The organism is Novosphingobium profundi, assembly GCF_020524485.1.
GTDB classification, from domain to species: domain Bacteria; phylum Pseudomonadota; class Alphaproteobacteria; order Sphingomonadales; family Sphingomonadaceae; genus Novosphingobium; species Novosphingobium profundi_A.
The window spans coordinates 437708-461000 of record NZ_JAIVLF010000003.1 but is presented as its reverse complement, the minus strand read 5'-3'; the positions used below and the strand labels follow the sequence as shown (position 1 = coordinate 461000).

The window sequence follows — 23293 nt, the reverse complement described above, 5'->3', positions numbered from 1 at the left end:
ATGGCCGACATCAACAGCAAACTGGAAATCGGTGTGACCACCGGGCCCATCCGGGGCTCGCGCAAGATCCACGTTCCCGCACAGAGCAACCCCGCGATCCGGGTTGCGATGCGCGAGATCGACCTCGAACCTTCCAGCGGTGAGCCGCCGGTTCGGGTCTACGACACCTCGGGGCCCTATACCGACCCTGAAGCCACCATCGATATTTCGGCAGGGCTGGCCGCGCTGCGCCGCGACTGGCAGCTCGCCCGCGGCGATGTGGAAGAGTACGCGCCGCGCGAGGTAAAGCCCGAGGACAACGGCATGACAGGGCCGGATCGTTCGGGCGGCGTGCCCGCGTTCCCGACCGCGCTGAGAAGGCCCCTGCGAGCAAAGGCGGGGGGCAACATCTCGCAGATGCACTACGCTAGGCGCGGCATCATCACCCCCGAGATGGAATATGTCGCCGAGCGCGAGAATCTGGGCCGTGCACGCCTTGCCGAGTACTCCCGCTCGGGCGAGAGCTTCGGCGCCTCGATCCCCGACTACGTGACGCCCGAATTCGTGCGCGAGGAAGTTGCCCGCGGCCGCGCGATCATTCCCAGCAACGTCAACCACCCCGAGTGCGAGCCGATGGCGATCGGACGCAATTTCCTGGTCAAGGTCAACGCCAACATCGGCAATTCGGCGGTGGCCTCGGACGTTGCCAGCGAAGTCGACAAGATGGTCTGGTCGATCCGCTGGGGCGCGGACACCGTCATGGACCTCTCGACTGGCCGAAACATCCACGACACGCGCGAATGGATCATCCGCAATTCGCCCGTTCCCATTGGCACCGTGCCGATCTACCAGGCGCTCGAGAAGGTTGGCGGTGTGGCCGAAGACCTCAACTGGGACGTGTTCCGCGACACGCTGATCGAACAGGCCGAGCAGGGCGTCGACTACTTCACGATCCACGCCGGCGTTCGGCTTGCTTACGTACCGCTCGCGGCCAAGCGTCTGACCGGCATCGTCAGCCGTGGCGGTTCGATCATGGCCAAGTGGTGCCTGGCCCACCACAAGGAATCGTTCCTCTACGAACACTTCGATGAGATCACCGAGATCATGAAGGCCTACGACATCGCCTACTCGTTGGGGGATGGCCTGCGCCCGGGCTCGATCTACGACGCCAACGACGAGGCGCAGTTCGCTGAACTCTATACCTTGGGCGAGCTGACGAAGAAGGCCTGGGGCCAGGATGTCCAGGTCATGATCGAGGGCCCCGGCCACGTGCCGATGCACAAGATCAAGGAAAACATGGAAAAGCAGCTGGAGAGCTGCGGCGAGGCACCGTTCTACACGCTCGGGCCGCTCACCACCGACATTGCGCCCGGTTACGATCACATCACCAGCGGCATCGGCGCGGCGCAGATCGGCTGGTACGGCACCGCGATGCTCTGCTACGTGACGCCCAAGGAGCACCTGGGCCTGCCTGACCGCGACGACGTCAAGGTGGGCGTCGTCACTTACAAGCTCGCTGCGCACGCGGCCGATCTTGCCAAGGGCCACCCGGCGGCCCAGGTCCGCGACGATGCGCTGTCGAAGGCGCGTTTCGAGTTCCGCTGGCGCGACCAGTTCAACCTGTCGCTCGATCCTGACACGGCCGAGCTCTACCATGACCAGACGCTGCCTGCCGAAGGCGCCAAGACCGCGCACTTCTGCTCGATGTGCGGTCCCAAGTTCTGCTCGATGCGGATCAGCCAGGAGGTGCGCGACTTTGCCGCCCAGCAGAACCAGCCCTCAAGTGCCTTTCTCGCCGCCGAGGAGGCGCAGAAAGGCATGGAAGAGATGAGCAAGGTCTTCAAGGAGACCGGCTCGGAACTCTACATGGGCCAGGGTGATCGCGAGCACGATTGAGCTTTCGGTTAGCCCAGGTACGCCGGAGGCCGTGCCGTCATGTCCGATATGACGGCACGGCCTCCGGCACAGATCGGGTCCGGTCCGGAGTTATGAGGCGAACGTCGTCTCGAGTGTGATCTCGCACGTCAGGAGCTTTGAAATCGGGCAATTCGCCTTGGCCCCGGCGGCGATCTCCTCGAACTTTGCCTTATCGAGCCCGGGGACCTTCGCGCTCAGGGAAAGCGCGCTCTTGGACACCTTGAACCCGTCGCCATCCTTTTCGAGCGTGACTTCGCAGGTCGTTTCCAGGCTGCCGTCGGTATAGCCTTCGCCGGCCAGGGCGAAGCTGGTGGCCATCGTGAAGCAGGATGCATGGGCCGCGGCGATCTGCTCTTCCGGGTTGGTGCCGGGGGCATCTTCGAAGCGGGTCTGGAAACCATAGGGCGCGTCGAGCGCACCGGACTTCGTGGCGACATGGCCCTTGCCGTCCTTGCCAAGACCTTCGTAGCGGGCGGTGGCGGTATTGACGCTCATCTGGGGCATTCCTTCCTTTGCTGGGGTGGTGCTTCCCAAGCGCGTGAGGGCCGCGCGTAGTTCCCCGAATGGTGGATTCGGGCACGGAACTTGTTGCACTGCAGCATCGTTTGGGAGGATACTCCCCTGCCCACCAAGGAGTCGTCCCGATGCCCGCTGCCACACCCACTTCGAATGCGCCGCCCACCGCGGCGCTGCACTGGCTGCAACTGGCCGGTGAGGCCTGGTGGATGTGGGCGGAGGCCTCCAGCGTCATTGCCATGCGCACTGCGCTCATCGCGTTCGAGCGGCCGGGGCACGGGCGCGAGGCGGAGCGGATGGTGATTGAAAAGCTGGCGGCCGCCTTCAGCCTGTCGCAGCGCCTCGCGCGCGCAGGACCCATGGCGCCGGAACAGGTGATGCAGACGATGCTGGCGGTCTATTCGCCGCGCGTGGCGGCCAACCGCAGACGCCTGACGCGGCGCCTGCAGCGGGGTCATGGGCGCGTCAGGACCGCTTCCTGACGAACTCGGCGCGCAGGACCAGGCCCTTGATGCCCGGATACTTGCAGTCGATTTCCTGGGCATCGCCGGTAAGGCGGATCGAGGGGATCAGCGTGCCGCGCTTGAGCGTCTGGCCCGCGCCCTTGACGTCAAGATCCTTGATCAGCGTGACGGCATCGCCATCGGCCAGCAGGTTCCCTACTGCGTCGCGCACCTCGACGGTGTCCTGCGCCGCGCGTTTGGCGGCCAGTTCGCTCGCGGGCATCCAGTCGCCGCTCTCTTCATCGTACACGTAGTCTTCGTCGTCGCTCATGCGGGATCCTTCCGGGCAAGGTTCCGGCCATGGCAGAGTGAGCGGCAAATTGGGAGCGTAAAACGTGGGGCGCAGGTTGCGAAGCAGGGACAGGAGAGAGGGACACGTCGCTCCTGTCCCCGCTCCGCGCTCCTGCGAGGCGAAAGCCAGCAGGAGCGGTCACGCCGGACCGTGCGAGGCGCAAGGGGACAAGGCTCGACGCGCTCGCATGAAAACTCTTGGCCTCTTGGGAAAGGCCGTGGGGCAGATCGTAAGGGGCCTCGTCGCATCGACAAAAAACGCCCTTCACGGTGCCCGCCTGCTGGATAGGGATCCCGCTGGCTGCCGGGCCCCTCTAGCACTCATGCGTCGGCTCGCAAGGGAAGAGGTCGGCGCGTTGTTGCAAATTGTTCACATGGTCAAATAGAATTTGATTGCAGCTGTTTAGCCAGGCTTTCGCAGCACGTTTCGCCGTGTGCCTGCTCGCTCGCCTCGCCGGTTTGGTTCCGCGGCAAAAGGGGCTAGATGCGCACGCAGACAGTCCCGGCCTGTGCAAGGAGAAAAGCGCCCCGATGACCGACCATTCCACCGAACTGGCCATCCGGGCCCGCCGTGCGGCGTTCAACACCGCGATTCGCGAAGGCGATGCCACGGCGATCGGGCCGATTCTTGCGCGCGACTGCGTGATGCTCACAGGCACCGACAGCGCGATCATTGCCGGGCGCATGGCGCAGGTGAAGGTGTGGAAGCGCGACTTCGCGAGCCCGGGGCGGATGGTCTACGCGCGCCTTCCCGATCGGATCGAGGTGTCCGCAATCGAGCCTATCGCCATGGAGTACGGAGCCTGGAAAGGGACCGTGGCTGGCGCCGAGGGGCCGGCGGCCTCGGGGAGTTACGTGGCGAAGTGGCGCGAGGGGACGGGAGGCTGGGTGATCGAGGCGGAAATCTTCCTTACCCTCGCTTAACGCTGTGGCGTAACCATCGATCTCCACGACATGCACCACTTGCGCAATGCCTCTCGGGAGATTGCGTAGTGGGAGGTTTACGCCTCGCAGGCGTTTCGATCCTATCCTGGCACAGAGGGAATTTACGCAAGGAGGAGACGCCGAGATGCTGAGCCGAAGTGGGGCATCCCCGACACTGGCACCGTGCTGGTATACGCGTCGCCACGTTCCGGCCGGAGCGCGAAGCCGCGATGCCGATGGGGTCGTGACCTGCACCTGCCGTCACTGCGGCCGCCGCATCCGCTCGCGCGACCGGGGTCAATGGGACCTGGCCGAAGGTGTTGATCTCGATGCCCTGCAGGAGCAGTCCCGGACCGGGCACTTTTGCGTGGTCGACACGCTCGATGGCATAGTAATCGCGCGCTATCCTATTGCGATGGACGCCGATGAGGCGTGGATCCGCACGAAGATGCAGGAGATCAGTGCCGAGTACGATGTCGCCGCATCCGGGGGCGAACTGCAGATCCGGATCGTGCCGGGGCGCCGCGAGTCTCGCTTTAAGCACTGATCCCGGAGCGCGTGGCCGGGGATGGCCGCGATCAGTTCAGCGCATTCTCGGCATCGCGGACCGCCTGGGCGGCCTCCTGCGCGCGGCGTGCGGCGTCATCGAGCGTAGGATTTATCGCCACCGAGCGGCTCTCTGATTGTTCGGAGCGGGGAGCCTGCGCGTAGGGCGCCGTCGGGGCTGCAGAGCCGTCCGCGGGCGACGGGAACAGCCAGTCCGGCAATGCGTGCGGACCTGCGGCATTCATCTCGTCATCGGGGGCATCTCCAGGCAGGCCTTTGGGGGCTTGGTAGATTTCGTGGGGGGCTGGCTCTGCATCAGGCAAGTCGGCGAGCGGCTCGCGGAGGCCGGGGGCCTGGCCGATGGTGGCCGGTTCGCCTGCGCCGTAGCGTTGCAGCGAGTGGCCAAGGTCGCTGCTGGCCAGCACACCACCAAGAAAGGCGAGGCCGGCAATCGCCAGGAACCAGCTCAGTACGCGCATTGCCCATCCATCTCGTGTCGTCTTCTGTGCGCCCGCATCCCGAGGGCGCCTTCGCGCTTCGCCATAGCCGTTTGGAGCCGGACGCACAAAGGGCGCCTTCCGTGGGGAAGGCGCCCTTCACGCGCTGGCTCTGCAGCGAACGGGGTTGGGAGAGAGGAGGAAAGGTCCCGTTCGCGCGGCCTGCGATCAGTTCGCGGCAGCGAGGACGTTGTCGTGCAGGACTTCGTCCTTGGTGAAGCTGACGTAACGGTTGTTGTACATGCCGGTCACGCGGTCACCCTTGACGTAGAGACGGAAGGGAACGCGGCCTTCGGCCTTGCCTTCGATGACCGTGATCTTGCCCTTCTGCTGCGAGGTGTAGGCGTAGTCGACACCCTCGTGCGAGAAGTTGCGGGCTTCGCTGGCCTGGGCCGCGGCGGGAAGAGCAACGGCGGCAACGGCAGCGGCGGTGAAAATCGTCTTGAACATGGCAAAATCCTTATGTGGTTGGGGTTGCAGGACTTGCCCTGGCACCTCTTGTCTTTGTTGCGATGCAGCATCCGCAGAATCGCCCTTGCGTGCAATGCAGATTTCGGAACCAAATCATGCAAAAAGTGCAACATTGCCCCTAAATCCATGAGATTTAGCGCGAAACGACACTCGAGCTTTCATAACTCCGATGGCTATGGCGCATTGATATTCGCCTATCGGATAAAAAATCACCCTCGAACCTTTTTGCACTTCGTGGCCGGAGCAGGCAGAGGGGGGCGCACGAACCTGGGTTGGAGGATCATCTGGAATGCGAATGCGTCGTGCGTATGTCGAACCTGTCTTCGTGAGCGGTCTTGCGGCACTGATTCTTGCAGGATGCCAGTCGAATTCCGAGTCGGTGCCCGGCGATGCTGATGATTCGCGTCCCTGGAGCACCATCGCGCCCGATGAGACCGTGCAGGCCAGCGGAACCGAACCGTTCTGGAGTGTGCGGGTGGAAAGCGGGCAGATGATCTACACCGCGCCCGATCTGCCGGAAGGACGCGAGATCGCGGTCACGCGCTTTGCGGGGCGCGGAGGACTGTCCTTCAGCGGGGAGCGGGGCGGAGAGGTCTGGACGCTGGCCATCACGCAAGGGGCGTGCAGCGATGGCATGTCGGACCGCAGCTATCCCTTCACGGCGACCCTGGCGAACGGTGCCACCACACGCCAGGGCTGCGCCTGGAGCGCGGCAAATCCTTATCGGGATGCGAGCTGAGCTGTCTCCACCGGCTCTGCCGGAATATCCATGGCCACGGCAGGGGTGATGCCGATAGGCGCCTCAACCTCGGCCCGCGCCGGGGTGAGGTCCTGCGGCCCCGGTTCCACATAGAAACTGGGGCTGTCGACCTGAAGCGGGGCATTGTACTTGTCGCGCCAGTCGGGGCCGATCGGCGCTTTCATTCGTGTGGGCATCACCGCGCCGGTCAGGCCGCCAAGAAGGAACGACGCCGACACGGCCAGAACCAGTGGCTTGGTATACGGCACGAAGTTTCTCCTTTGCCCCTTTCCGCGAATTCAATGCCGCAGGGGCAAGATGGTTCCACCACAGATCGCCGGCCCGATGTGCCACGCGCCTTGTTTGTGCAGGAGAAATAGCAGTACTTCCCGGTTCGGAAATCCTATTGCATTGCAAAATATCTGTTTTTTAATCGAAAATTGCGCAAACTACTTTTCTTCAGCGGCCGATTCTGCTAGACGATGTCTACGGGAAAAGAAGATGATCTCGCGGCAAAGTCGGGACGTCTTCGGGAAGAGGATGCGTGTCATGAAGCAATTTCTGGCAATGCTTAACGCGGGCCTGATCGTATACGCCCTGTCGATGACGGGACGTTCGGAGTCGCTTCTGGATCTGTAGAGTTCGGGCGCACTGTTCACCCCCTGTGCGCCCACCCTGACCCCCGAGCGGACGATCTGGCGCTTTCGCCGATACGGACCGTCTGGCCCACGTTGAGAACACGCCAATAGAAAAGGCGTGGGGCAGATGATCCGGGAGGAAGAGGCAGATCGTCTCGGGGATGTGAAGCTGGAGGAGAAGCTGCACGGCCTTGGGCTGTGCAGGCCGGTACGGACCCGACCACGAAGTCGGACCGACCACAACGAATGGACCTCGCCTTGAACTGACGAATGGCGAAGGAACACACGAACGGACACCGAGGGAGGGGAGACCGTGCAGGGCGCAAGCAGGCCCAAGACCTGCAGTGCCCTGCTATTTTTTTTGCCCGACTTCCGTCAGTCGCCCGGAGTCCACCCCGGCGCGGCCAGTTCGAACACCGAAAAATCGAACCCGGGGGTGACGATACAACTGACCAGCGTCCAGCCCGGCGCGCCGCGTGCGAGCGGCCAGGCCGCCTGCCAGTAGCCTTTGGGCACGCGCAGTTGCGGCGCCTCGCCATTGAGGATGTCGCCGCCCAGGATCTGCTGTCGTACCGGTCCGGCGTCGGTCTCGGACTGGGCCAGGGCGAGCGGGCTGCCCGCATGCCACAGCCAGATCTCGTCCGCATCGAGCACCCGGTGCCAGTGGGAGCGCTGGTGCGCTTCGAGCAGGAAATGGATAGCCGTCGCGCCCGGGCGCTCTCCGTCCGGGGCAGGTGCGCGCCAGGTTTCCTTGTACCAGCCGCCCTCAGGATGCGGAATTAGGCCAAGGCGGTCGATCAGGGCCGCGGGGCTTGGAGGCGCGAGCATGCAGTGTCCTTCGGGTGGGTGGCAGGGGAGACAGCGAAGGATCGCCGATGTGGGCGCCAAGGGCAACCGGGCGCGTGACGGTGGGCAAACGGACCGGGGCGCTGCGACTTTTTCTCGGGAATACCTTGGGTTCCGGTGAATTGGCTCTTGCGTGGGGCGGGGCGGCTGCGCCACCTTGGCCCTCTCCCAATTCCCACAAGGTGTTCCTCTATGTCCCGCCCTTCGCTGCTCGCCCTTGTTCTTGCCACCGCCATGGCGTGGCCGGTGAGCGGGCAGGCGGCGTCATCGCCCGCCGATGTCGCGGCCGCCGCGCTGCGCAACGCGCCGGTCTGGGACGGCCACAACGACGTGCCCGAGCAACTGCGCGAGCGGCGTCAGGACATCCTTGCCGGCTTCGACTTTGCCGACACGATGGACACGGCCGATCCGGAAAACGGCAAGGGGCCGATGCAGACCGACCTGGCGCGCCTTCGCGCGGGCAAGGTCGGGGCCCAGTTCTGGTCGGTCTACGTCTCGGCCATGCTGAACGAGCAGCAGGCGGTGCAGGCAACGCTGGAGCAGATCGACGTCATGAAGCGGATCATCGCCGCGCACCCGGAGGAGATGATGTACGCGACCAGCTCGGCCGAGGTTGAAGCCGCGCGCAAGGCGGGCAAGATCGCCTCGCTGATCGGCATGGAGGGTGGGCATTCGATCGGTTCGTCGCTGGGCGTCGTACGCCAGATGTACGAACTGGGCGCGCGCTACCTCACGCTGACGCACTTCAAGAACACCCCTTGGGCCGATAGCGCCACCGACGCCCCCGAGCATGACGGGATGACCGATTTCGGCAAGGATCTCGTGCGCGAGATGCAGCGCATCGGCATGCTGGTCGATCTCAGCCATGTTTCGCCCAAGACCATGGCCGATGCGCTCGACGTCGCGCGCGCGCCGGTGATCTTCAGTCACTCGGGCGCGCAAGGCGTGGACGGGCATCCGCGCAACGTGCCCGACGCGATCCTTGATCGGATCAAGACCAACGGCGGGATCGTGATGGTGAACTTCTACCCCAGCTACGTCAGCGAGGACCTGCGCCAGTGGCAGGCGAGCCGTCTGGGTGAGGCCGCGCGATTGAAGTCGCTCTATCCCAACGCGCCCGAGACGGCTGAGGCGGGCATGGAAAGCTGGATCTCGGCGCATCCCAAGCCGGTCGCAACTGTGGCGCAGATCGCCGATCACGTCGAATACATCGCCAAGCGCATTGGCACCGACTACATCGGCCTTGGCGGCGATTTCGACGGGGGATCGGTGGGGGTTGAAGGCATGCCCGACGTCTCGGCCTATCCCGCGCTTTTCACCGAACTGGCGCGGCGCGGCTTTGCGCAAGACGACCTGGAGAAGATCTCCAGCCGCAACATGATGCGCGTGCTGAAGGCCGCGGAGGCTTATGCAAAGGCGCATGCGGACGATCCCGCCATCGAATCGCCGACGGCGTTCTGAGCGGGCGCCAAAGCGGCGCCGGTTTTCCCGCATCTTTAGTGTCCGCTGTGATGCGGAAGGCGGGAAGGGTTTCAGGCTTTTTCCAGTTCCGAGGCGCTCTTGAGGACCTGCGCTCCGTCCTCCTGTTCGATCAGGTAGGCGGGGTTGTCGGCGCTGGCGTTGCGCACGATCTCGCTGCCCTTGATGGTGCGGGTGACGCGGCTCTCAAAGCGCTCGGTGACCGTGCCGGTTGCCGAGCCTTCACCCCAGTTCCAGCGCACGCAGGTGCCCTTGTCAAAGTCGGTGGCCATGGGATTCAGGCGGCCTCGTCAGGGGCCTGCATCACGCTCTCGGCATTGGCGCCCGAGGCGGAGGTTTCTTCTTCCTCGCCGGAGAGCAGCGCGCCGGTCATCCAGGCGAGCGAGAGGCCGATGATGGCAAGGGCGAGGCTGATGCCAAGGACGTAGCGCACGATATGGGGCGTGCTGCCGCCGCGGGCGGCGTCCTCGTCGATGTGCGTTTCGGTAGGGGGGCGTTCCATGTCGCATCCTTTCCGCAGATATTGTGCTTATCCGGAAAGGAACGCGACATGGCGCCGATACGTTCCTGCGTGGCTCGCAGGATTTACGCGATCAGTCGCGCAGGAGGTCGTTGATGCCGGTCTTCGAGCGGGTCTGCGCGTCGACGGTCTTCACGATCACCGCGCAGTAGAGCGAGGGGCCGGGGGTGCCATCGGGGAGCGGCTTGCCGGGCAGGGTGCCGGGCACGACGACCGAGTAGGGCGGCACGTAGCCGACGTGGACTTCGCCGGTTGCGCGGTTCACGATCTTGGTCGAGGCGCCGAGGTAGACACCCATCGAGAGCACGGCGCCTTCACCCACGCGTACGCCTTCGGCCACTTCCGAACGCGCGCCGATGAAGCAGTTGTCCTCGATGATGACAGGGCCTGCCTGGAGCGGTTCGAGCACGCCGCCGATGCCCACGCCACCCGAGATGTGGACGTTCTTGCCGATCTGCGCGCACGAGCCGACGGTGGCCCAGGTGTCGACCATGGTGCCTTCGTCCACGAAAGCGCCCAGGTTCGTGAACGAGGGCATCAAGACCACGCCCTTGGCGATGTGCGCGCTGCGGCGCACGACCGCGCCCGGAACCACGCGGATGCCCGCGTCCTTGAAATCGGCTTCGGTCCAGCCGGTGAACTTCAGAGGCACCTTGTCGAACGCGGGCGCGCCGGCCGAGCCGTATTCCATCGGTGCGTTGTCGTTCAGGCGGAACGAGAGGAGCACCGCCTTCTTGAGCCACTGGTTGACCTTCCAGCCGCCTTCGCCGTCGGGTTCGGCCACGCGCGCCTTGCCCGAATCGAGCAGGCCGAGCGCCTCGTCGACGATCTTGCGCACGTCCTCGCTGGCAGGGGTCACGTTGGCGCGGTCTTCGAAGGCGGCTTCGATCGCGGTTTCGATATCGGACATCTGGGGTGTCTCCGGGAAAAAGAGGGGTTGCAGGTACGTTTCGGCGCTGCGCCTATCGCGGCGGGGCGCGTTGAACAAGAAAAAGGATTGCGGTGGGGCTAAGCGTGTTCGAATATTTCGCCCGCCTCCGCCGCCAAGGGATCAGCCCAGTTCGTCGTCGGGTTCCATGAGGCCGCGCACGAAGCCGATGAGGCCGGTCTGGCGCGCGCGGCGCAGGCGTTCGGAAGCCAGGATCTGCTTAACCTTGGCAAAGCAGGCGTCGATGTCATCGTTGACCACGACATAATCGTAGCCGTCCCAGTGGCTGATTTCCGAGCGGGCGCGCTCCATGCGCGCGGCGATGACTTGGGCGCTGTCGGTGCCGCGCCCGGTCAGGCGGCGGCGCAGCTCCTCGATGCTGGGGGGCAGCAGGAAGACGCGCACGACGTCGCGTTCCAGCTTCTGGTAAAGCTGCTGGGTGCCCTGCCAGTCGATGTCGAAGATGTAGTCCTGCCCGGCCTTGAGTCCGGCCTTTACCTGCGCCTTGGGCGTGCCGTAGCTCTTGCCGAAGACGTGGGCCCATTCGAGGAACTCGCCATCCTCGGCCATGCGGTCGAACTGATCCTGGCTGACGAAGTGGTAGTCCTTGCCGTCGACCTCTCCCGGGCGCGGCGCGCGGGTGGTGCACGAGACCGAGTTGCGGATGTGCGGATCGCGTTCGAGCAGCATGCGCGAGATCGTCGTCTTGCCCGCGCCCGAGGGCGAGGAGAGGATCAGCATCAGGCCGCGCCGGTCGAGCGCGTTGCCTTCATCATGGGCGGAACGTGTGGAGGAGATGTCGCTGGGCATGCCTCCCGATGCCGCCAGACCTTGCGCAAATCAAGCGGAACCGGCCCGTAAACGGCGAAACCTCCACGGTTCGGGAACGTGCAGGCGGCAGTAGGCAGGCTTACTCTTCCGCGCCGTCCTTGGCCATTTCCGCGAGCTTGCCTGCGCCCGAGGCCGCGGCCTTGTGTTCTTTATGCCGGTCATACAAGGTCTTGGCGATGAGGCTGCCGCCCACCACCAGGGCGCCGGGGATCGAGCGCATGGCGACCTTGGCGATCGAGCGGTGCAGGAGGACCTGCGCCATCGAGCGGCCACGAAGGATCTGGCGGGCCTTGCGCGGCGCATAGGCACGGCCGAGTAGCGCGCGCTCCACCGCCTGACGCGCAATCATCGATGTGGCGCGCAGGGCGATGTCGGCAATAGCGAGGTTGGTCGCGGGGTTGGGGCTGGGCCCCAGAACGCGCGCGGCGGGCAACTTGGTGTCCGCGCGCTTGACGTAACGCAGGCCCGGGCTGAGGCCCGGGGTAACCTGCGCTTGCTGCGCATCGACGGGGAGAGGTGATGGACGATCCACTTCCACTGTCAGCGGAGCGATCGGTTCTGCCTCTTTCCTGCCTGCCATCGTGCGCGTTTCCATCCTATCGCGGCGTCCGGCGCCGCTTCACGAAGCGCAGTCGGCCCCACAGAGCCGATTACGGCTTCTTGCCGAAATCCACAGAGACGACGTTCGAGCCGTCTTCGCTGGGGGTAACGCGCGAGGCAATGTCGCGTTCCATCGGATCGTTCTCGGCCGGCAGCGTGTCGTCGAAGTCCTCGTCGCCTTCCATGGCCTGGAACTGGAGGCCGAAATCGACCGCCGGATCGACGAACGCGGTGATCGCCGAGAAGGGAATGTCGAGCTTGGAGGGCACCTGGTTGAAGCTCAGGCTGACCGTAAAGCTGTCGTCGCTGACGGCAAGATCCCAGAACTTGTTCTGCAGAACGATGGTCATCTCGTCCGGGAAGCGGGCCTTGAGTTCCGGGGGAATGGAAACTCCCGGGGCGCCCGTCTTGAACGTGATGTAGAAATGGTGATTGCCGGGCAGGACGCCATTGGTGGCTTCGACCTGGCCCAGCACGCGCCCCACGACGGCGCGCAGGGCTTCCTGCACGATTTCATCGTAAGGGATCAGGCTATCGGGTGGCGTATCGTTCATCGCGCTCTAGGTGCGCATCGTTGGGCTTGGGGTCAAGCCACAACGGACTCATTTTTGCACCATTTCGTGCGCGCGCGCGTCCAATATGCATATGGTAACAGCCATCAGGCCGCCGCCGGCCATACGGATGCAATCGGAAAGTGGGCGCGAACAACGCATGCGATTGATTCCCGCTCGCACAGGTTTATAGGCCCATTTCATGCGTACAGCCTCGATCACCCGCAAGACTCACGAGACCGACATCCATGTGGAGGTCAATCTCGACGGCACCGGTCATTACGATGTCACGACCGGCATCGGTTTTCTCGATCACATGATCGAGCAGTTCTCGCGCCATTCGCTGATCGACATCACCTGTCGCATCAAGGGCGATCTGCACGTCGACCAGCACCACACGACCGAGGACAGCGCCATCGCCATCGGCCAGGCCATCTCCGAGGCGCTGGGCGACAAGGCGGGCATCGGCCGTTACGGGGACGTCAATTCGCCGATGGACGAGGCGCTCAGCCGGGTCTCGCTCGATATCTCGGGCCGCCCCTACCTTGTCTGGAAGGCGGGCTTCACGCAGGACAAGCTGGGTGAATTCGACACCGAGATGGTCGAGCACTGGTTCCACTCGATCGCGCAGGCGGTCGGCATCACGCTCCACATCGAACTGCTCTACGGCACCAACAACCACCACATCTGCGAAGGCATCTTCAAGGGTTTCGCGCGCGCCATGCGCACCGCGGTCGAGCTGGATCCGCGCAAGGGCGGGGCGGTCCCTTCGACCAAGGGGATCCTCGGGGCCAAGTCGCTCTGATGGCCGAGAAGCTGGCCCTCATCGATTACGGCGCGGGCAACCTGCAATCGGTCGCCAATGCGCTGAAAGCCGCAGGTGCCGAGAAGGTCACGATCACGGCCGACCCGATGTTCGTGCGCACGGCCGACCGCATCGTGCTGCCGGGCGTGGGCGCGTTCAAGTCCTGCGCCGATGCGCTCTGGGCGATTCCCGGCATGGTCGATGCCCTGCACGAGCGGGTGCAGATCGGCGGGGCGCCGTTCCTGGGCATTTGCGTGGGCATGCAGCTGCTCGCCTCGCGCGGGCTCGAGTTCGGCACGACGCTCGGGCTCGACTGGATCGCGGGCGAGGTGCGCCGGATCGAGCGTGACGACCCGGCCATCAAGGTCCCGCACATGGGCTGGAACGATGTCGGCGTAGGCCGCCACGATCCCGCCCACGGCCTGATCGCGCCCGGTGAAGCCTACTTCCTGCACTCCTACCACTTCGTGCCCGATGAAGGCCACGCGATTGCCGCGATGACCGACCATGGCGGCGGCCTGGTTGCGGCAGTCGCGCAGGACAACGTCGTGGGCGTGCAGTTCCATCCCGAAAAGAGCCAGGCCTACGGCCTTGCCCTCCTGACCCGATTCCTCGACTGGAAGCCCTGACATGATCGTTTTTCCCGCCATCGACCTCAAGCAAGGCCAGGTCGTGCGTCTCGCCGAAGGCGATATGGCGCGCGCCACCGTTTACGGGGACAACCCGGCGGCCCAGGCCGCGCTTTTCGCCGAGGCCGGTTCGCAGTTCCTGCACGTCGTTGATCTCGACGGCTCGTTCGCGGGCAAGGCCGAGAACCGTGAGGCGGTCGAGGCCATTCTCGAGACCTTCGAGGGGCATGTGCAGCTGGGCGGCGGCATCCGCACCCCCGAGGCGGTCGCGGGCTGGTTCAACCTGGGCGTCAGCCGCGTCGTGATGGGCACCGCCGCGCTCAAGGACCCGCAGTTCGTCAAGGACATGGCGCGCGAATACCCGGGCGGCATTGTCGTCGCCGTCGACGCGCGCGATGGCATGGTCGCGACCGAGGGCTGGGCCGATGTCTCCGACGTTTCGGTCGTGGACCTTGCGCGCCGTTTCGAGGATGCGGGCGTCGCCTCGCTGCTTTTCACCGATATTGGCCGCGACGGCATGCTCAAGGGCTGCAATGTGCAGGCGACCGTGGATCTCGCGCGCCAGACTGACATGCCGGTGATCGCGAGCGGTGGCGTGAAGGGCCTCGACGATATCCGCATGCTCAAGCTGCACGAGAACGACGGCATCGAGGGCGTGATCACCGGCCGTGCGCTTTACGATGGGCGCCTCGATCTCGCCGCGGCCCTGCAGATGGCCGAAAGGGACTGAGCCCATGACCGTACGCGTCCGTGTCATTCCCTGCCTCGACGTGGCTGAGGGCCGCGTGGTCAAGGGCGTCAACTTCGTCGACCTCAAGGACGCAGGCGATCCGGTCGAGCAGGCGCGCGCCTATGATGCCGCCGGAGCCGACGAGTTGTGCTTCCTCGACATTTCGGCGAGCCATGAGGGGCGCGGTACGCTCCTCGACATCGTGCGCCGTACCGCCGAAGTGTGCTTCATGCCGCTGACCGTGGGTGGGGGCGTTCGCACCGCCGAGGACGCGCGCGCGCTGCTGCTGGCGGGCGCCGACAAGGTGGCGGTGAATTCGGCCGCTGTCGCCCGGCCCGAAGTCGTTTCAGACATTGCCGCGCGCTTTGGCGCGCAGTGCATCGTCGCCTCGGTCGATGCGCGCCGGGTGGACGATGGCACCGGTCCCAAGCGCTGGGAAATCTTTACCCACGGCGGGCGCCGCCCAACCGGGATCGACGCGCTGGAGCACGCTGCGAAGCTGGCAAGCCTGGGCGCGGGCGAACTGCTCGTCACCTCGATGGACGGCGATGGTACCAAGAAGGGCTATGACCTCGACCTGACCCGGGCGATTGCCGACAATGTGTCCGTCCCGGTCGTCGCAAGCGGGGGCGTGGGCAATCTCGATCATCTCGTCGAGGGTGTCACCAAGGGGCATGCGAGCGCGGTTCTGGCTGCCTCGATCTTCCACTTCGGCTCCCATTCGATTGCCGAGGCTCACGCGGCGCTGCGCGCGGCCGGGCTCCCGGCGCGGGGGCAGTCGCTTCACCACGGCTAAGGCGGGGCAGGGCCGCACCGCGCTGCTCGGGTCTGAATCGGTGTGGCTCATTCCAGGACAATTACGTATTCAGCCCTTGCGACAGGCCTCGCTTACGGGAATGGCCAAAGTCACCATGTTCGCCATTGGGGAGAGGGCGATGCTGTTCCAGGTCGTGTGCGTTGCCTTTGTCGGAGCTTTGCTTGGTGCGCTTCCGGCGCATGCGGCGGACGGCGTCAGTCTGCCGGAACCGAGCGGGCTTCTTCTGCTGGGTCTGGGCATCGCCGGGGTGGCGCTGGGGCGTCGCTTCTCGCGAGGCCGCAAGGGGGAGTGAGCCAGGCCCAAGAGCGGGCTTGACCGGCGCGGCCGCGCACCGCATGGCAGGCGCACCATGAGCGCACCCGATACACCATCCGATACCCTGGCCCGCCTTGAAGCCACCATCGCGCAGCGTCGCCAGGCCGACCCTTCGTCGAGCTATGTCGCCAAGCTCAATGCCAAGGGCCTCAAGAAGATCGCCCAGAAGGTCGGCGAAGAGGGCACCGAGACGGTGATCGCCGCGCTCGCCGAGGACGAGCCTGCGCTGGTGGGCGAGGCCGCCGATCTGATCTTCCACCTCATGGTCCTGCTCAACGCCAAGGGCGTGCCGTTTGCCGATGTCCTCGCCGAACTTGACCGCCGCGAGGGCGTGTCGGGCATCGCCGAGAAGGCCGCGCGCCCCAAGGACTGAGCCCCTTCACGCTTCACGTTCGTTCCACGCCGGAGACGTCCATGCCCATCGATCCCAAGCAGCCCTACGACGACGCCAACATCTTCGCCAAGATCCTGCGCGGCGAACTGCCCTGCGACAAGGTCTACGAGGACGAGGTTGCGCTCGCTTTCAACGACATCCGCCCGCAGGCACCCGTCCACGTGCTGGTGATCCCCAAGGGCGCCTATGTCTCGTGGGACGACTTTACCGCGAAGGCGGACGACGCCGAGATCGCGGCCTTCATGCGCGCGGTCGGCAACGTGACGCGCCAGTTGGAACTCGACACGCCGGGCTACCGTCTCATGGTCAACATGGGGCAGGCCGGCCACCAGGAAGTCCCGCATCTGCACGTCCACATCTTCGGCGGGCGTCAGTTCTTCCAGATGATCGCGGACTGACGCGTTCCACAGGGCGTGTCGGCCCGGCACGCATCGTCGCAGCAAGGGGGCGCCTGGCCGGACGCCGGAGCCCCTTTCAACCACAATCTGCCCTCCAGGCCGCGTGTGACACGCAGCTTCTCTTTGCAGGGCATCATGTGAGCGCTATTGCTCCGCGCACGATGACCAGCCCTCCTCCCCTGACTTCGCTTGCGCCCGTCAACGGCACCATCGTTCCTTCCGGCAACGAGGATACCAGCGGCTCGCACCACTATCCCTTGCGCGTCTACTACGACGACACCGATGCGGGCGGCGTGGTCTACCACGCCAACTACGTCGCCTGGTTCGAGCGCGCGCGTTCGGACCTGCTCGAGGTTCTGGGGATCGACCAGAGCGCGGCCCTGGAAGATGGCTCAGGGCTCTACACCGTGGCCGAAGTCCATGTGCGCTATCTCGCGCCCGCGCGGCTGGGCGATACCGTCATCATCGTCACCACCGCGCAGCAGGTCGGCAAGGTGCGCTGCACCCTGCACCAGACCGCCTGGCGCGGGGAAACCAAGCTGGCCGAAGGGGTTGTAAAGGTCGGGTTCATCGGCCGTGATGGACGACCGCGCCGTCAACCCGAGGCCTGGCAGCAGGCTTTTGCCACCTTCTCACCCGTTCATCCCATTACGCCCGCATCCGCTCCGGAAGGACACGAATGATCCTCGACCTGCTCGCCCCCACGCTCGATTTTGCCGGTGACAGCGACCGGCTCAACCCGGTGACACTGTTTCTCGATGCCGATATCGTCGTGCAGGCAATCATGCTGGGCCTGATCCTGGCCAGCGTCTGGGTCTGGACGATCATCATCACCTTCACCTTGCGCATCGGCCGCGTGAACCGGACTTGCGACGAGTACGAGGACGGCTTCTGGAAGGCGCAGAACTTCGAGGCCTTCCAGAAGGAGCGCCGCCGCGCCGATGTGCCGATGGGCAAGGTCGCAGGTTCGGGCTTGGCCGAATGGCGCCGCAACGCGCAGGTCCCCACGCTCGATGCCGAGGGCGCGCGCCAGCGTATCGCGCTCGCGCTGACCTCGTCTGTGGGTGAGGAGGCCGAGAACCTCTCCAACCGTCTGAACTTCCTGGCAACGGTCGGCTCGGTCGCGCCGTTCGTGGGGCTGTTCGGCACGGTCTGGGGCATCATGAACAGCTTCTTCCAGATCGGCCAGCAGCAGAATTCCTCGCTCGCCGTCGTCGCACCGGGCATTTCCGAGGCGCTCTTTGCGACCGCCATCGGCCTCTTTGCCGCCATCCCCGCGGTGATCGCCTACAACCGCTTTTCGCACCGCGTGAACATGGTCGAATCGCGCCTCCAGCGCTTTGCCGACAAGCTTCACGCAGCCCTCACCCGCCAGCTGGAGTCGCGCTGAGATGGCGATGGGCCTCAACGGCGGCGGAGGACGGCGCGGCCGGGGTGGGCGGTCTCGCGCGCCCATGGCCGAGATCAACGTGACCCCGCTGGTCGACGTCATGCTGGTGCTGCTCATCATCTTCATGGTGGCAGCCCCGCTTCTGAAGGCCGCTGTGCCGATCGAACTGCCGCAGAGCCGCGCCAAGGCGATGGCCGAGGAAACCCAGCAGATCACCATTACCCTGCGCCGCGACGGGGCGATCTTCTACGAGGACCAGCAACTGGCCGCAGGCGAACTGGGCGAGCGCCTGGCCTCGGTGCAGCCAGGCGCGGACGGCAAGATGCCGCTCGTCTCGCTGCGCGGGGACAAGGCGCTCGACTACGGGCGGGTCATGGGGGTCATGGGTGAACTCAACCGTGCTGGCTTCACCTCGATCTCGCTGGTGACGGACGTCAGCGGCGGTTCAGGAAGCTGACGTAGGTTCACGCGCCATGGCATCGCTTGCACTGCGAAAGGATGAAGGCGTTGGTCTCGTCGTGGCGGTTGTCCTCCACGCGGGGCTGCTCGCCGTGCTTCTGCTGCGCCCGGCGCCCGAGGAAATCGTGCCGCGCCCCGAACGCATCGAGGTCTCGATCAGCGACGAGGTGGGGATGACCTCGACCTCGCCCGATCCCTTCAGCCAGGCGGCGCCCGACATGGCGCCGACGCTGGGGGAACCGGCGCCTGAAGCGCTGCCCGAACCCGAGACACCGGCCGAGACGGCACCGGCCCCCGAACCCGAGGCGCAGCGTCCGACGCCGCCCGCGCCTGAACCCAAGCCTGCGCCCAAGCCTGCTCCCAAGGCGAAGCCCAAGCCGAAGTCAGAGCCCAAGCCGGAACCCAAGCCCAAGGCATCTTCGAGCCGCAAATCGAGCGCGATCGACGACATCGTCTCCAAGCCGAGTTCGAAGTCATCTTCCGCCTCCAGCAGCAAGGCCACGTCCGAGCCCAAGAAGGCGGGCGGCAGCAGGGTCAGCTCGAATTTCCTCGACGGGATCTCGGGCGGCACCTCGGAATCGGGGAGCGGGGCGCCTGCCGCCGCGATCGGCCCCAAGCAGGTCTCGGCGCTCGGCGCGGCGATCCGTCGCCAGCTCAAACCCCATTGGCAGGCCCCGCAAGGCGCCGATGCCGAATTGCTCGTGACCAAGGTGCGCTTCCGCCTGAAGCCCGACGGTACGCTGGACGGCGAGCCGCAGATTGTCGCCACCAGCGGCAAGACCGCGTCGAACGCGGCGCAGGTCTCGCGCCACCAGGAGCAGGCCATTCGCGCGGTCAAGCTGGCCGCGCCTTTCAATCTTCCCGACGACCTGTACGAAGGGTGGAAGGTCGTCACCACCAATTTTGACAGAAGGCTCTAGCCATGAAGACCCTTTCCGCTCTTGCTCTTGGCCTCCTGCTCTGCGCCTCGGGGCCGGCCCTGGCCCAGTCCTCGGGGACGTTCACGCCGGAAATCACCGCGCCCACCCAGGAGGAGGCGCAGCAGAGTGACGGCTTGGAAGTGACGGTCTCGGACGACAGCGACTGGCAGGATCTTGGCATCGCGATCACGACCTTCGCGACCGACGCCGACGTGCCCACGCAGACCACGGCGGGCACGACCGGGCAACTGGGCCACGCGATCTCGCAGGTCGTGGCGGGCGACCTCAAGAACAACGGTCTGTTCAAGCCCTCCGGGCCGGACGGCCTGCCGCGCCCGGCCTTCGGCGAAGTGAGCGCGCCCAACTACCGCCTGTGGTCGGGCAATGGCGCGGACATGCTGGTGCAGGGCTATGTCCATGCAGGCAATGACGGCACGCTGACGGTGGGGTGTTACCTCTATGACGTGGCGCTTGGTCAGCAGTTGGAGAAGGGCGGCTGGAAGGTCGCTCCCTCGGACTGGCGCCGGGCCGGGCACAAGTGCGCGGACATGGTCTACTCGCGTCTCTCGGGGGAGAGCCCGTTCTTCGATTCGCGCATTGCCTACATCGCCGAGACCGGCTCCAAGGACCACCGCATGAAGCGCCTCGCGGTCATGGATTCGGACGGGGCGAACCACCGCTACCTCACCAGCGGCCAGGCCATGGCGCTGACCCCGCGCTATTCGCCCGACTATTCGAAGATCCTCTATCTTTCGTACCTGAACGGCCAGCCCAGCGTCTACGCCTATGACCTGACGACCAATTCGCAGAAGCTGATCTTCCGCACCACCAACCCGACGATGGCGCCGCGCTGGTCGCCCGACGGCAAGTGGGTGCTCTTCTCGATGTCGCAGGGTGGGCGCACCGACATCTACCGCATCACCTCGGCCGGTGGTGGCACGCCGGAGCGCCTGACCAATGGTCCGGGCATCAACATCGGCGGCAGCTACTCGCCCGATGGCAGCAAGATCGTGTTCGAAAGCGACCGTTCGGGCTCGCAGCAGGTCTACGTGATGAACGCGGACGGTACCAACCAGAAGCGCATCAGCTTCTTCGGCGGCCGCTCGGCAACGCCCGAGTGGAGCCCGCGCGGCGATCTCATCGCCTTCACCCACATCGCGGGCAATCTGCGCGTGGCGGTGATGAGCCCTGCGGGCCGCAACATGCGCTATCTCACCGATTCGTGGCAGGACGAGGCCCCGACCTGGTCGCCCAACGGGCGCATCGTCCAGTTCTTCCGCACCCAGCGCGGTTCGGGCGAGGCGACCATCTGGCAGGTCGATCTCACCGGCCGCAACGAGCGCAAGCTGCCCACCCCGGTCGGCGCGTCCGACCCGGCCTGGGGGCCGATCCGCCGCTGAACCCTTTCTGTTCCCAGGGCGTTGTCTCCTTGCAAACGCAATCCGGTTGACAGCGCCCGGGATAAGATCCCACCACCTTCGTTCGCCGCCCGCTCATGGGCTGAGCACCACAGGAGACTGCCTTAATGCCTTCTTCCCTCTCGATGTCGCGAAACCTGAAGAGCGGTTCGACCCTGCTTCTCGTGGCAGGTGCGCTGGCGCTGTCCGCCTGCGCTTCGAAGGCGCCCAAGGAACTGCCGCCCGAACCCGGCCCGGCCCGCACCACCACGCAGCCCGATTCGGGTGAGGCGCTGGGCCCGCGTCCCGGCAGCCAGGCCGATTTCGCCGCGCAGATGATGGGCGATGACACCATCTACTTCGACACCGACAAGTACGACATCGACGCGATGGACCAGCAGGCGCTCGCCAAGCAGGCGCAGTGGCTGATGACCTACCCGGAAAAGCGCGCGACGATTGAAGGCCATGCGGACGAACGCGGCACGCGCGAGTACAACCTCGCGCTGGGTGAGCGCCGCGCGAACTCGGCCAAGAACTATCTGATCAGCCTGGGCGTTGCGGCGAGCCGCCTCACCACGCTCAGCTACGGTAAGGAGCGCCCGGTGGCGCTGGGCTCGAATGAGCAGGCCTGGGCGCAGAACCGCCGCGCGGTGACCGTCACCATCGACTGATCTGCCCAGCTTCGCGCAGGCGTCTTGAGAAGAGGCCCGCCCGGCCTTCGGCTTACGCCGGGGCAGGGCGGGCCTTTTTCGTGTCCGCCGCCCGGTGGCAGGGCCGCAAGAGACTTGCATCGCGCCCGCGAGAAGGCGTAACGGCTGGGGAATGGCCCGTGCAAAACGATCCGACAACTGGGGTTTCCCGCGCTGGGGCGGCTACGGCAGCTCGCGCGAGGCGACGCAGGTGCGCATCTGCGACCGTCACGGCTGCACCGAACGCGGCGACTGCCCCGCGCCCAAGAGCCCCAACAGCCCGGATCGCTGGTATTTCTGCCAGAAGCACGCGGCCGAATACAATTCGGGCTGGGACTACTTTGCCGGGCTCGACAAGGAAGAGGCCGAAAAGCGCGAGTCCGAGGAATGGACCGAGACCGCTGGCTACAAGGAATCGGCGCACTACGGCTGGGGAGGTTCGGGCGACGGGACGCGCAGCCGCGACGAATTGCGCGCGCTCGAAGTCCTCGGCCTCGATCCCGACGCGGAGTTTCAGGAGGTGCGCAAGGCCTGGCGCACCAAGGCCAAGGAAGTCCACCCGGACGTGAAACCGGGCGATGAAGACGCCGCCAAGGCTTTCCAGACCTACCAGCTCGCCTACGAGGTCCTGCGCGCGGCGGAAGAGCGGCGCGAGTGGCAGGGGTGAAGAGGTAGAAAGTAGAAGGGATTCTCCGGGGGCCATTGCCTTCGGGCTCCCCAAATTGTCGAGCTCATCTTATGCGCGCCGCCCTGGCGGGGAAAGGTGAGGCAGACATTTTGGGGTCAAGGGGCGATGGCCCTTTGTATCCTGTGCGTCCTCAAACTGAGAGAGCACCCGCGATCCAGTCGCCAACGGCGTGCAGATCGGGCAGTACGGCGTGTGCCAAATCGCGCGTCTCGGGTGTCGGCGTGAGGAGATCCGGGACGAGCAGGACGGTCATGCCCGCGCTTGCGCCTGCGCGCAGGCCGTTGGGCGAATCTTCCACGACCACGCAGCGCTGCGGATCGACGCCCAGGTTGCGGGCGCTGAGCAAGTAGGGCTCGGCATGGGGCTTGGGCTGCTCGACATCGTTGAGGGTGACGATGGAGGCGAACAGATCAAGGAAGCCTGCGACTTCGAGCTTCTCTTGCGCCAGCGGGCTGCGCGTCGAGGTGCACAGGCCTAGCGGCAGGCCAGTCTCGGTGAGAGCCTCGAGGAGTTCGCGCGCGCCCGGGCGTAACGGCAGGTCGGCGCGCCACAGGTCCTCGAACAGTTCGTCGGCATAGGCGTTGAAGGCAGCGATGTCCGCGTCTTCGCCCCACAGGCGCTGGAGGTGCAGGTCATTCACCTCGCGGTGGACGCCCACAAATTGGCGGTGGAGCTCCTCGGGCAGATCATGGCCGAGCGCGCGCGCGGCTTCGCGCTGGGCGCGGCGGTGCAGGCTCTCGGTGTCGAGCAGGGTGCCATCCATGTCGAAGATGATCGCCTCGGGCCGGAAGGGAGCTTCGGCCACGCGCGCGGGCGCTTCGGTCGGCGCGGAAAATGTCACGAGGGGCGTTCCTGTCTGTCGGGAAAGGGGGAGGGATGCCGGTGA

33 protein-coding genes are annotated in these 23293 nt (G+C 65.5%); 20 read left to right on the top strand and 13 right to left on the bottom strand.

Annotated features, from left to right (window positions below):
* Positions 1 to 1875 (top strand): phosphomethylpyrimidine synthase ThiC, encoded by a 1875-nt coding sequence (gene thiC, locus LC060_RS08370; protein WP_226634438.1) that lies wholly within the window; start codon positions 1 to 3, stop codon positions 1873 to 1875.
* A 90-nt stretch (positions 1876 to 1965) separates the two neighbouring features.
* On the opposite strand, the gene LC060_RS08365 is transcribed toward thiC, so the two are convergent.
* Complete coding sequence (locus tag LC060_RS08365) at positions 1966 to 2391, bottom strand: OsmC family protein (RefSeq protein WP_226634436.1); 426 nt, start codon at positions 2389 to 2391, stop codon at positions 1966 to 1968.
* A 149-nt stretch (positions 2392 to 2540) separates the two neighbouring features.
* On the opposite strand from LC060_RS08365, the gene LC060_RS08360 reads away from it, so the two are divergent.
* A complete protein-coding gene (locus tag LC060_RS08360; protein ID WP_226634434.1) occupies positions 2541 to 2894 on the top strand; it encodes a hypothetical protein in 354 nt (117 codons plus the stop codon).
* Here the strand turns inward: LC060_RS08360 and LC060_RS08355 are convergent.
* Positions 2878 to 3186 (bottom strand): alkylphosphonate utilization protein, encoded by a 309-nt coding sequence (locus LC060_RS08355; RefSeq protein WP_213503609.1) that lies wholly within the window; start codon positions 3184 to 3186, stop codon positions 2878 to 2880. The two genes, LC060_RS08360 and LC060_RS08355, sit on opposite strands and share 17 nt — an antisense overlap.
* A 551-nt stretch (positions 3187 to 3737) precedes the next feature.
* On the opposite strand from LC060_RS08355, the gene LC060_RS08350 reads away from it, so the two are divergent.
* Both LC060_RS08350 and LC060_RS08345 read left to right on the top strand, forming a co-directional pair.
* Positions 3738 to 4130, top strand: a complete 393-nt coding sequence (locus tag LC060_RS08350) for a YybH family protein (protein WP_226634432.1) — start codon at positions 3738 to 3740, stop codon at positions 4128 to 4130.
* Positions 4131 to 4275: 145 nt separating this feature from the next.
* Positions 4276 to 4677 carry a hypothetical protein gene (locus tag LC060_RS08345; RefSeq protein WP_226634430.1) on the top strand — a complete coding sequence of 134 codons (402 nt, stop codon included), beginning with the start codon at positions 4276 to 4278 and terminating at the stop codon, positions 4675 to 4677.
* A 31-nt stretch (positions 4678 to 4708) separates the two neighbouring features.
* On the opposite strand, the gene LC060_RS08340 is transcribed toward LC060_RS08345, so the two are convergent.
* Positions 4709 to 5155 carry a hypothetical protein gene (locus LC060_RS08340; protein ID WP_226634428.1) on the bottom strand — a complete coding sequence of 149 codons (447 nt, stop codon included), beginning with the start codon at positions 5153 to 5155 and terminating at the stop codon, positions 4709 to 4711.
* A gap of 186 nt (positions 5156 to 5341) precedes the next feature.
* Positions 5342 to 5623 (bottom strand): hypothetical protein, encoded by a 282-nt coding sequence (locus LC060_RS08335; RefSeq protein WP_226634426.1) that lies wholly within the window; start codon positions 5621 to 5623, stop codon positions 5342 to 5344.
* Between the two features lie 316 nt (positions 5624 to 5939).
* Here LC060_RS08335 and LC060_RS08330 point away from each other — a divergent pair, with 316 nt between their 5' ends.
* Entirely contained in the window at positions 5940 to 6383 is a 444-nt protein-coding gene (locus LC060_RS08330) for a COG3650 family protein (protein ID WP_226634424.1), read from the top strand.
* Here LC060_RS08330 and LC060_RS08325 read toward each other — a convergent pair.
* A complete protein-coding gene (locus LC060_RS08325; RefSeq protein ID WP_226634423.1) occupies positions 6365 to 6652 on the bottom strand; it encodes a hypothetical protein in 288 nt (95 codons plus the stop codon). The genes LC060_RS08330 and LC060_RS08325 overlap by 19 nt on opposite strands.
* 744 nt (positions 6653 to 7396) lie before the next feature.
* Positions 7397 to 7849: a cupin domain-containing protein gene (locus tag LC060_RS08320; protein WP_226634421.1), complete on the bottom strand. Its 453-nt coding sequence runs from the start codon at positions 7847 to 7849 to the stop codon at positions 7397 to 7399.
* Positions 7850 to 8059: 210 nt separating this feature from the next.
* Between LC060_RS08320 and LC060_RS08315 the strand changes: the two genes are divergently transcribed.
* Positions 8060 to 9328, top strand: a complete 1269-nt coding sequence (locus tag LC060_RS08315; RefSeq protein WP_226634420.1) for a dipeptidase — start codon at positions 8060 to 8062, stop codon at positions 9326 to 9328.
* Positions 9329 to 9399: 71 nt separating this feature from the next.
* Here LC060_RS08315 and LC060_RS08310 read toward each other — a convergent pair whose 3' ends face one another.
* The 6 genes from LC060_RS08310 to LC060_RS08285 form a co-directional block, all read right to left on the bottom strand.
* Positions 9400 to 9618, bottom strand: a complete 219-nt coding sequence (locus LC060_RS08310; RefSeq protein WP_226634418.1) for a DUF2945 domain-containing protein — start codon at positions 9616 to 9618, stop codon at positions 9400 to 9402.
* Between the two features lie 5 nt (positions 9619 to 9623).
* Entirely contained in the window at positions 9624 to 9848 is a 225-nt protein-coding gene (locus LC060_RS08305; RefSeq protein ID WP_226634417.1) for a hypothetical protein, read from the bottom strand.
* Positions 9849 to 9939: 91 nt separating this feature from the next.
* Positions 9940 to 10776, bottom strand: coding sequence for a 2,3,4,5-tetrahydropyridine-2,6-dicarboxylate N-succinyltransferase (dapD, locus tag LC060_RS08300; protein ID WP_226634415.1), 837 nt, complete (start codon positions 10774 to 10776; stop codon positions 9940 to 9942).
* Between the two features lie 141 nt (positions 10777 to 10917).
* Complete coding sequence (gene gmk, locus LC060_RS08295) at positions 10918 to 11604, bottom strand: guanylate kinase (RefSeq protein ID WP_226634414.1); 687 nt, start codon at positions 11602 to 11604, stop codon at positions 10918 to 10920.
* A gap of 100 nt (positions 11605 to 11704) precedes the next feature.
* Positions 11705 to 12205, bottom strand: a complete 501-nt coding sequence (locus tag LC060_RS08290) for a hypothetical protein (RefSeq protein WP_226634412.1) — start codon at positions 12203 to 12205, stop codon at positions 11705 to 11707.
* Between the two features lie 70 nt (positions 12206 to 12275).
* Entirely contained in the window at positions 12276 to 12779 is a 504-nt protein-coding gene (locus LC060_RS08285; protein WP_226634410.1) for an SspB family protein, read from the bottom strand.
* Between the two features lie 199 nt (positions 12780 to 12978).
* On the opposite strand from LC060_RS08285, the gene hisB reads away from it, so the two are divergent.
* The 14 genes from hisB (at position 12979) to LC060_RS08215 (ending at position 22386) form a co-directional block, all read left to right on the top strand.
* The gene (hisB, locus tag LC060_RS08280; protein WP_148628873.1) at positions 12979 to 13581 is read left to right on the top strand and encodes an imidazoleglycerol-phosphate dehydratase HisB; all 603 of its coding nucleotides are present in this window, start codon (positions 12979 to 12981) and stop codon (positions 13579 to 13581) included.
* Complete coding sequence (gene hisH, locus LC060_RS08275; protein WP_226634408.1) at positions 13581 to 14210, top strand: imidazole glycerol phosphate synthase subunit HisH; 630 nt, start codon at positions 13581 to 13583, stop codon at positions 14208 to 14210. Before hisB ends, hisH begins: the two co-directional genes overlap by 1 nt.
* 1 nt (position 14211) lies before the next feature.
* Positions 14212 to 14940, top strand: a complete 729-nt coding sequence (hisA, locus tag LC060_RS08270) for a 1-(5-phosphoribosyl)-5-[(5-phosphoribosylamino)methylideneamino]imidazole-4-carboxamide isomerase (RefSeq protein ID WP_226634407.1) — start codon at positions 14212 to 14214, stop codon at positions 14938 to 14940.
* A 4-nt stretch (positions 14941 to 14944) separates the two neighbouring features.
* Complete coding sequence (gene hisF, locus LC060_RS08265) at positions 14945 to 15736, top strand: imidazole glycerol phosphate synthase subunit HisF (protein ID WP_226634405.1); 792 nt, start codon at positions 14945 to 14947, stop codon at positions 15734 to 15736.
* Positions 15737 to 15836: 100 nt separating this feature from the next.
* The gene (locus LC060_RS08260) at positions 15837 to 16049 is read left to right on the top strand and encodes a PEP-CTERM sorting domain-containing protein (protein WP_226634403.1); all 213 of its coding nucleotides are present in this window, start codon (positions 15837 to 15839) and stop codon (positions 16047 to 16049) included.
* Positions 16050 to 16106: 57 nt separating this feature from the next.
* A complete protein-coding gene (locus LC060_RS08255) occupies positions 16107 to 16445 on the top strand; it encodes a phosphoribosyl-ATP diphosphatase (RefSeq protein ID WP_226634402.1) in 339 nt (112 codons plus the stop codon).
* A gap of 41 nt (positions 16446 to 16486) precedes the next feature.
* Positions 16487 to 16864, top strand: coding sequence for a histidine triad nucleotide-binding protein (locus LC060_RS08250; protein ID WP_213503596.1), 378 nt, complete (start codon positions 16487 to 16489; stop codon positions 16862 to 16864).
* A gap of 161 nt (positions 16865 to 17025) precedes the next feature.
* Entirely contained in the window at positions 17026 to 17547 is a 522-nt protein-coding gene (locus LC060_RS08245) for a YbgC/FadM family acyl-CoA thioesterase (RefSeq protein WP_264191825.1), read from the top strand.
* Positions 17544 to 18254, top strand: coding sequence for a protein TolQ (gene tolQ / locus LC060_RS08240; RefSeq protein ID WP_226634399.1), 711 nt, complete (start codon positions 17544 to 17546; stop codon positions 18252 to 18254). Before LC060_RS08245 ends, tolQ begins: the two co-directional genes overlap by 4 nt.
* A 1-nt stretch (position 18255) precedes the next feature.
* Positions 18256 to 18711: an ExbD/TolR family protein gene (locus tag LC060_RS08235; protein WP_039390994.1), complete on the top strand. Its 456-nt coding sequence runs from the start codon at positions 18256 to 18258 to the stop codon at positions 18709 to 18711.
* A 16-nt stretch (positions 18712 to 18727) separates the two neighbouring features.
* On the top strand, positions 18728 to 19633 hold the full coding sequence (locus LC060_RS08230; protein WP_226634397.1) for a TonB C-terminal domain-containing protein: 906 nt from the start codon (positions 18728 to 18730) through the stop codon (positions 19631 to 19633).
* Positions 19634 to 19635: 2 nt separating this feature from the next.
* Positions 19636 to 21033 (top strand): Tol-Pal system beta propeller repeat protein TolB, encoded by a 1398-nt coding sequence (tolB, locus tag LC060_RS08225; RefSeq protein ID WP_226634396.1) that lies wholly within the window; start codon positions 19636 to 19638, stop codon positions 21031 to 21033.
* Positions 21034 to 21158: 125 nt separating this feature from the next.
* Entirely contained in the window at positions 21159 to 21701 is a 543-nt protein-coding gene (pal, locus tag LC060_RS08220) for a peptidoglycan-associated lipoprotein Pal (RefSeq protein ID WP_205466728.1), read from the top strand.
* A 151-nt stretch (positions 21702 to 21852) separates the two neighbouring features.
* Positions 21853 to 22386: a J domain-containing protein gene (locus tag LC060_RS08215; protein ID WP_226634394.1), complete on the top strand. Its 534-nt coding sequence runs from the start codon at positions 21853 to 21855 to the stop codon at positions 22384 to 22386.
* 151 nt (positions 22387 to 22537) lie between these two features.
* Here the strand turns inward: LC060_RS08215 and LC060_RS08210 are convergent, their stop codons facing one another.
* On the bottom strand, positions 22538 to 23248 hold the full coding sequence (locus tag LC060_RS08210) for an HAD family hydrolase (RefSeq protein ID WP_226634392.1): 711 nt from the start codon (positions 23246 to 23248) through the stop codon (positions 22538 to 22540).
* Positions 23249 to 23293: the final 45 nt, after the last annotated feature.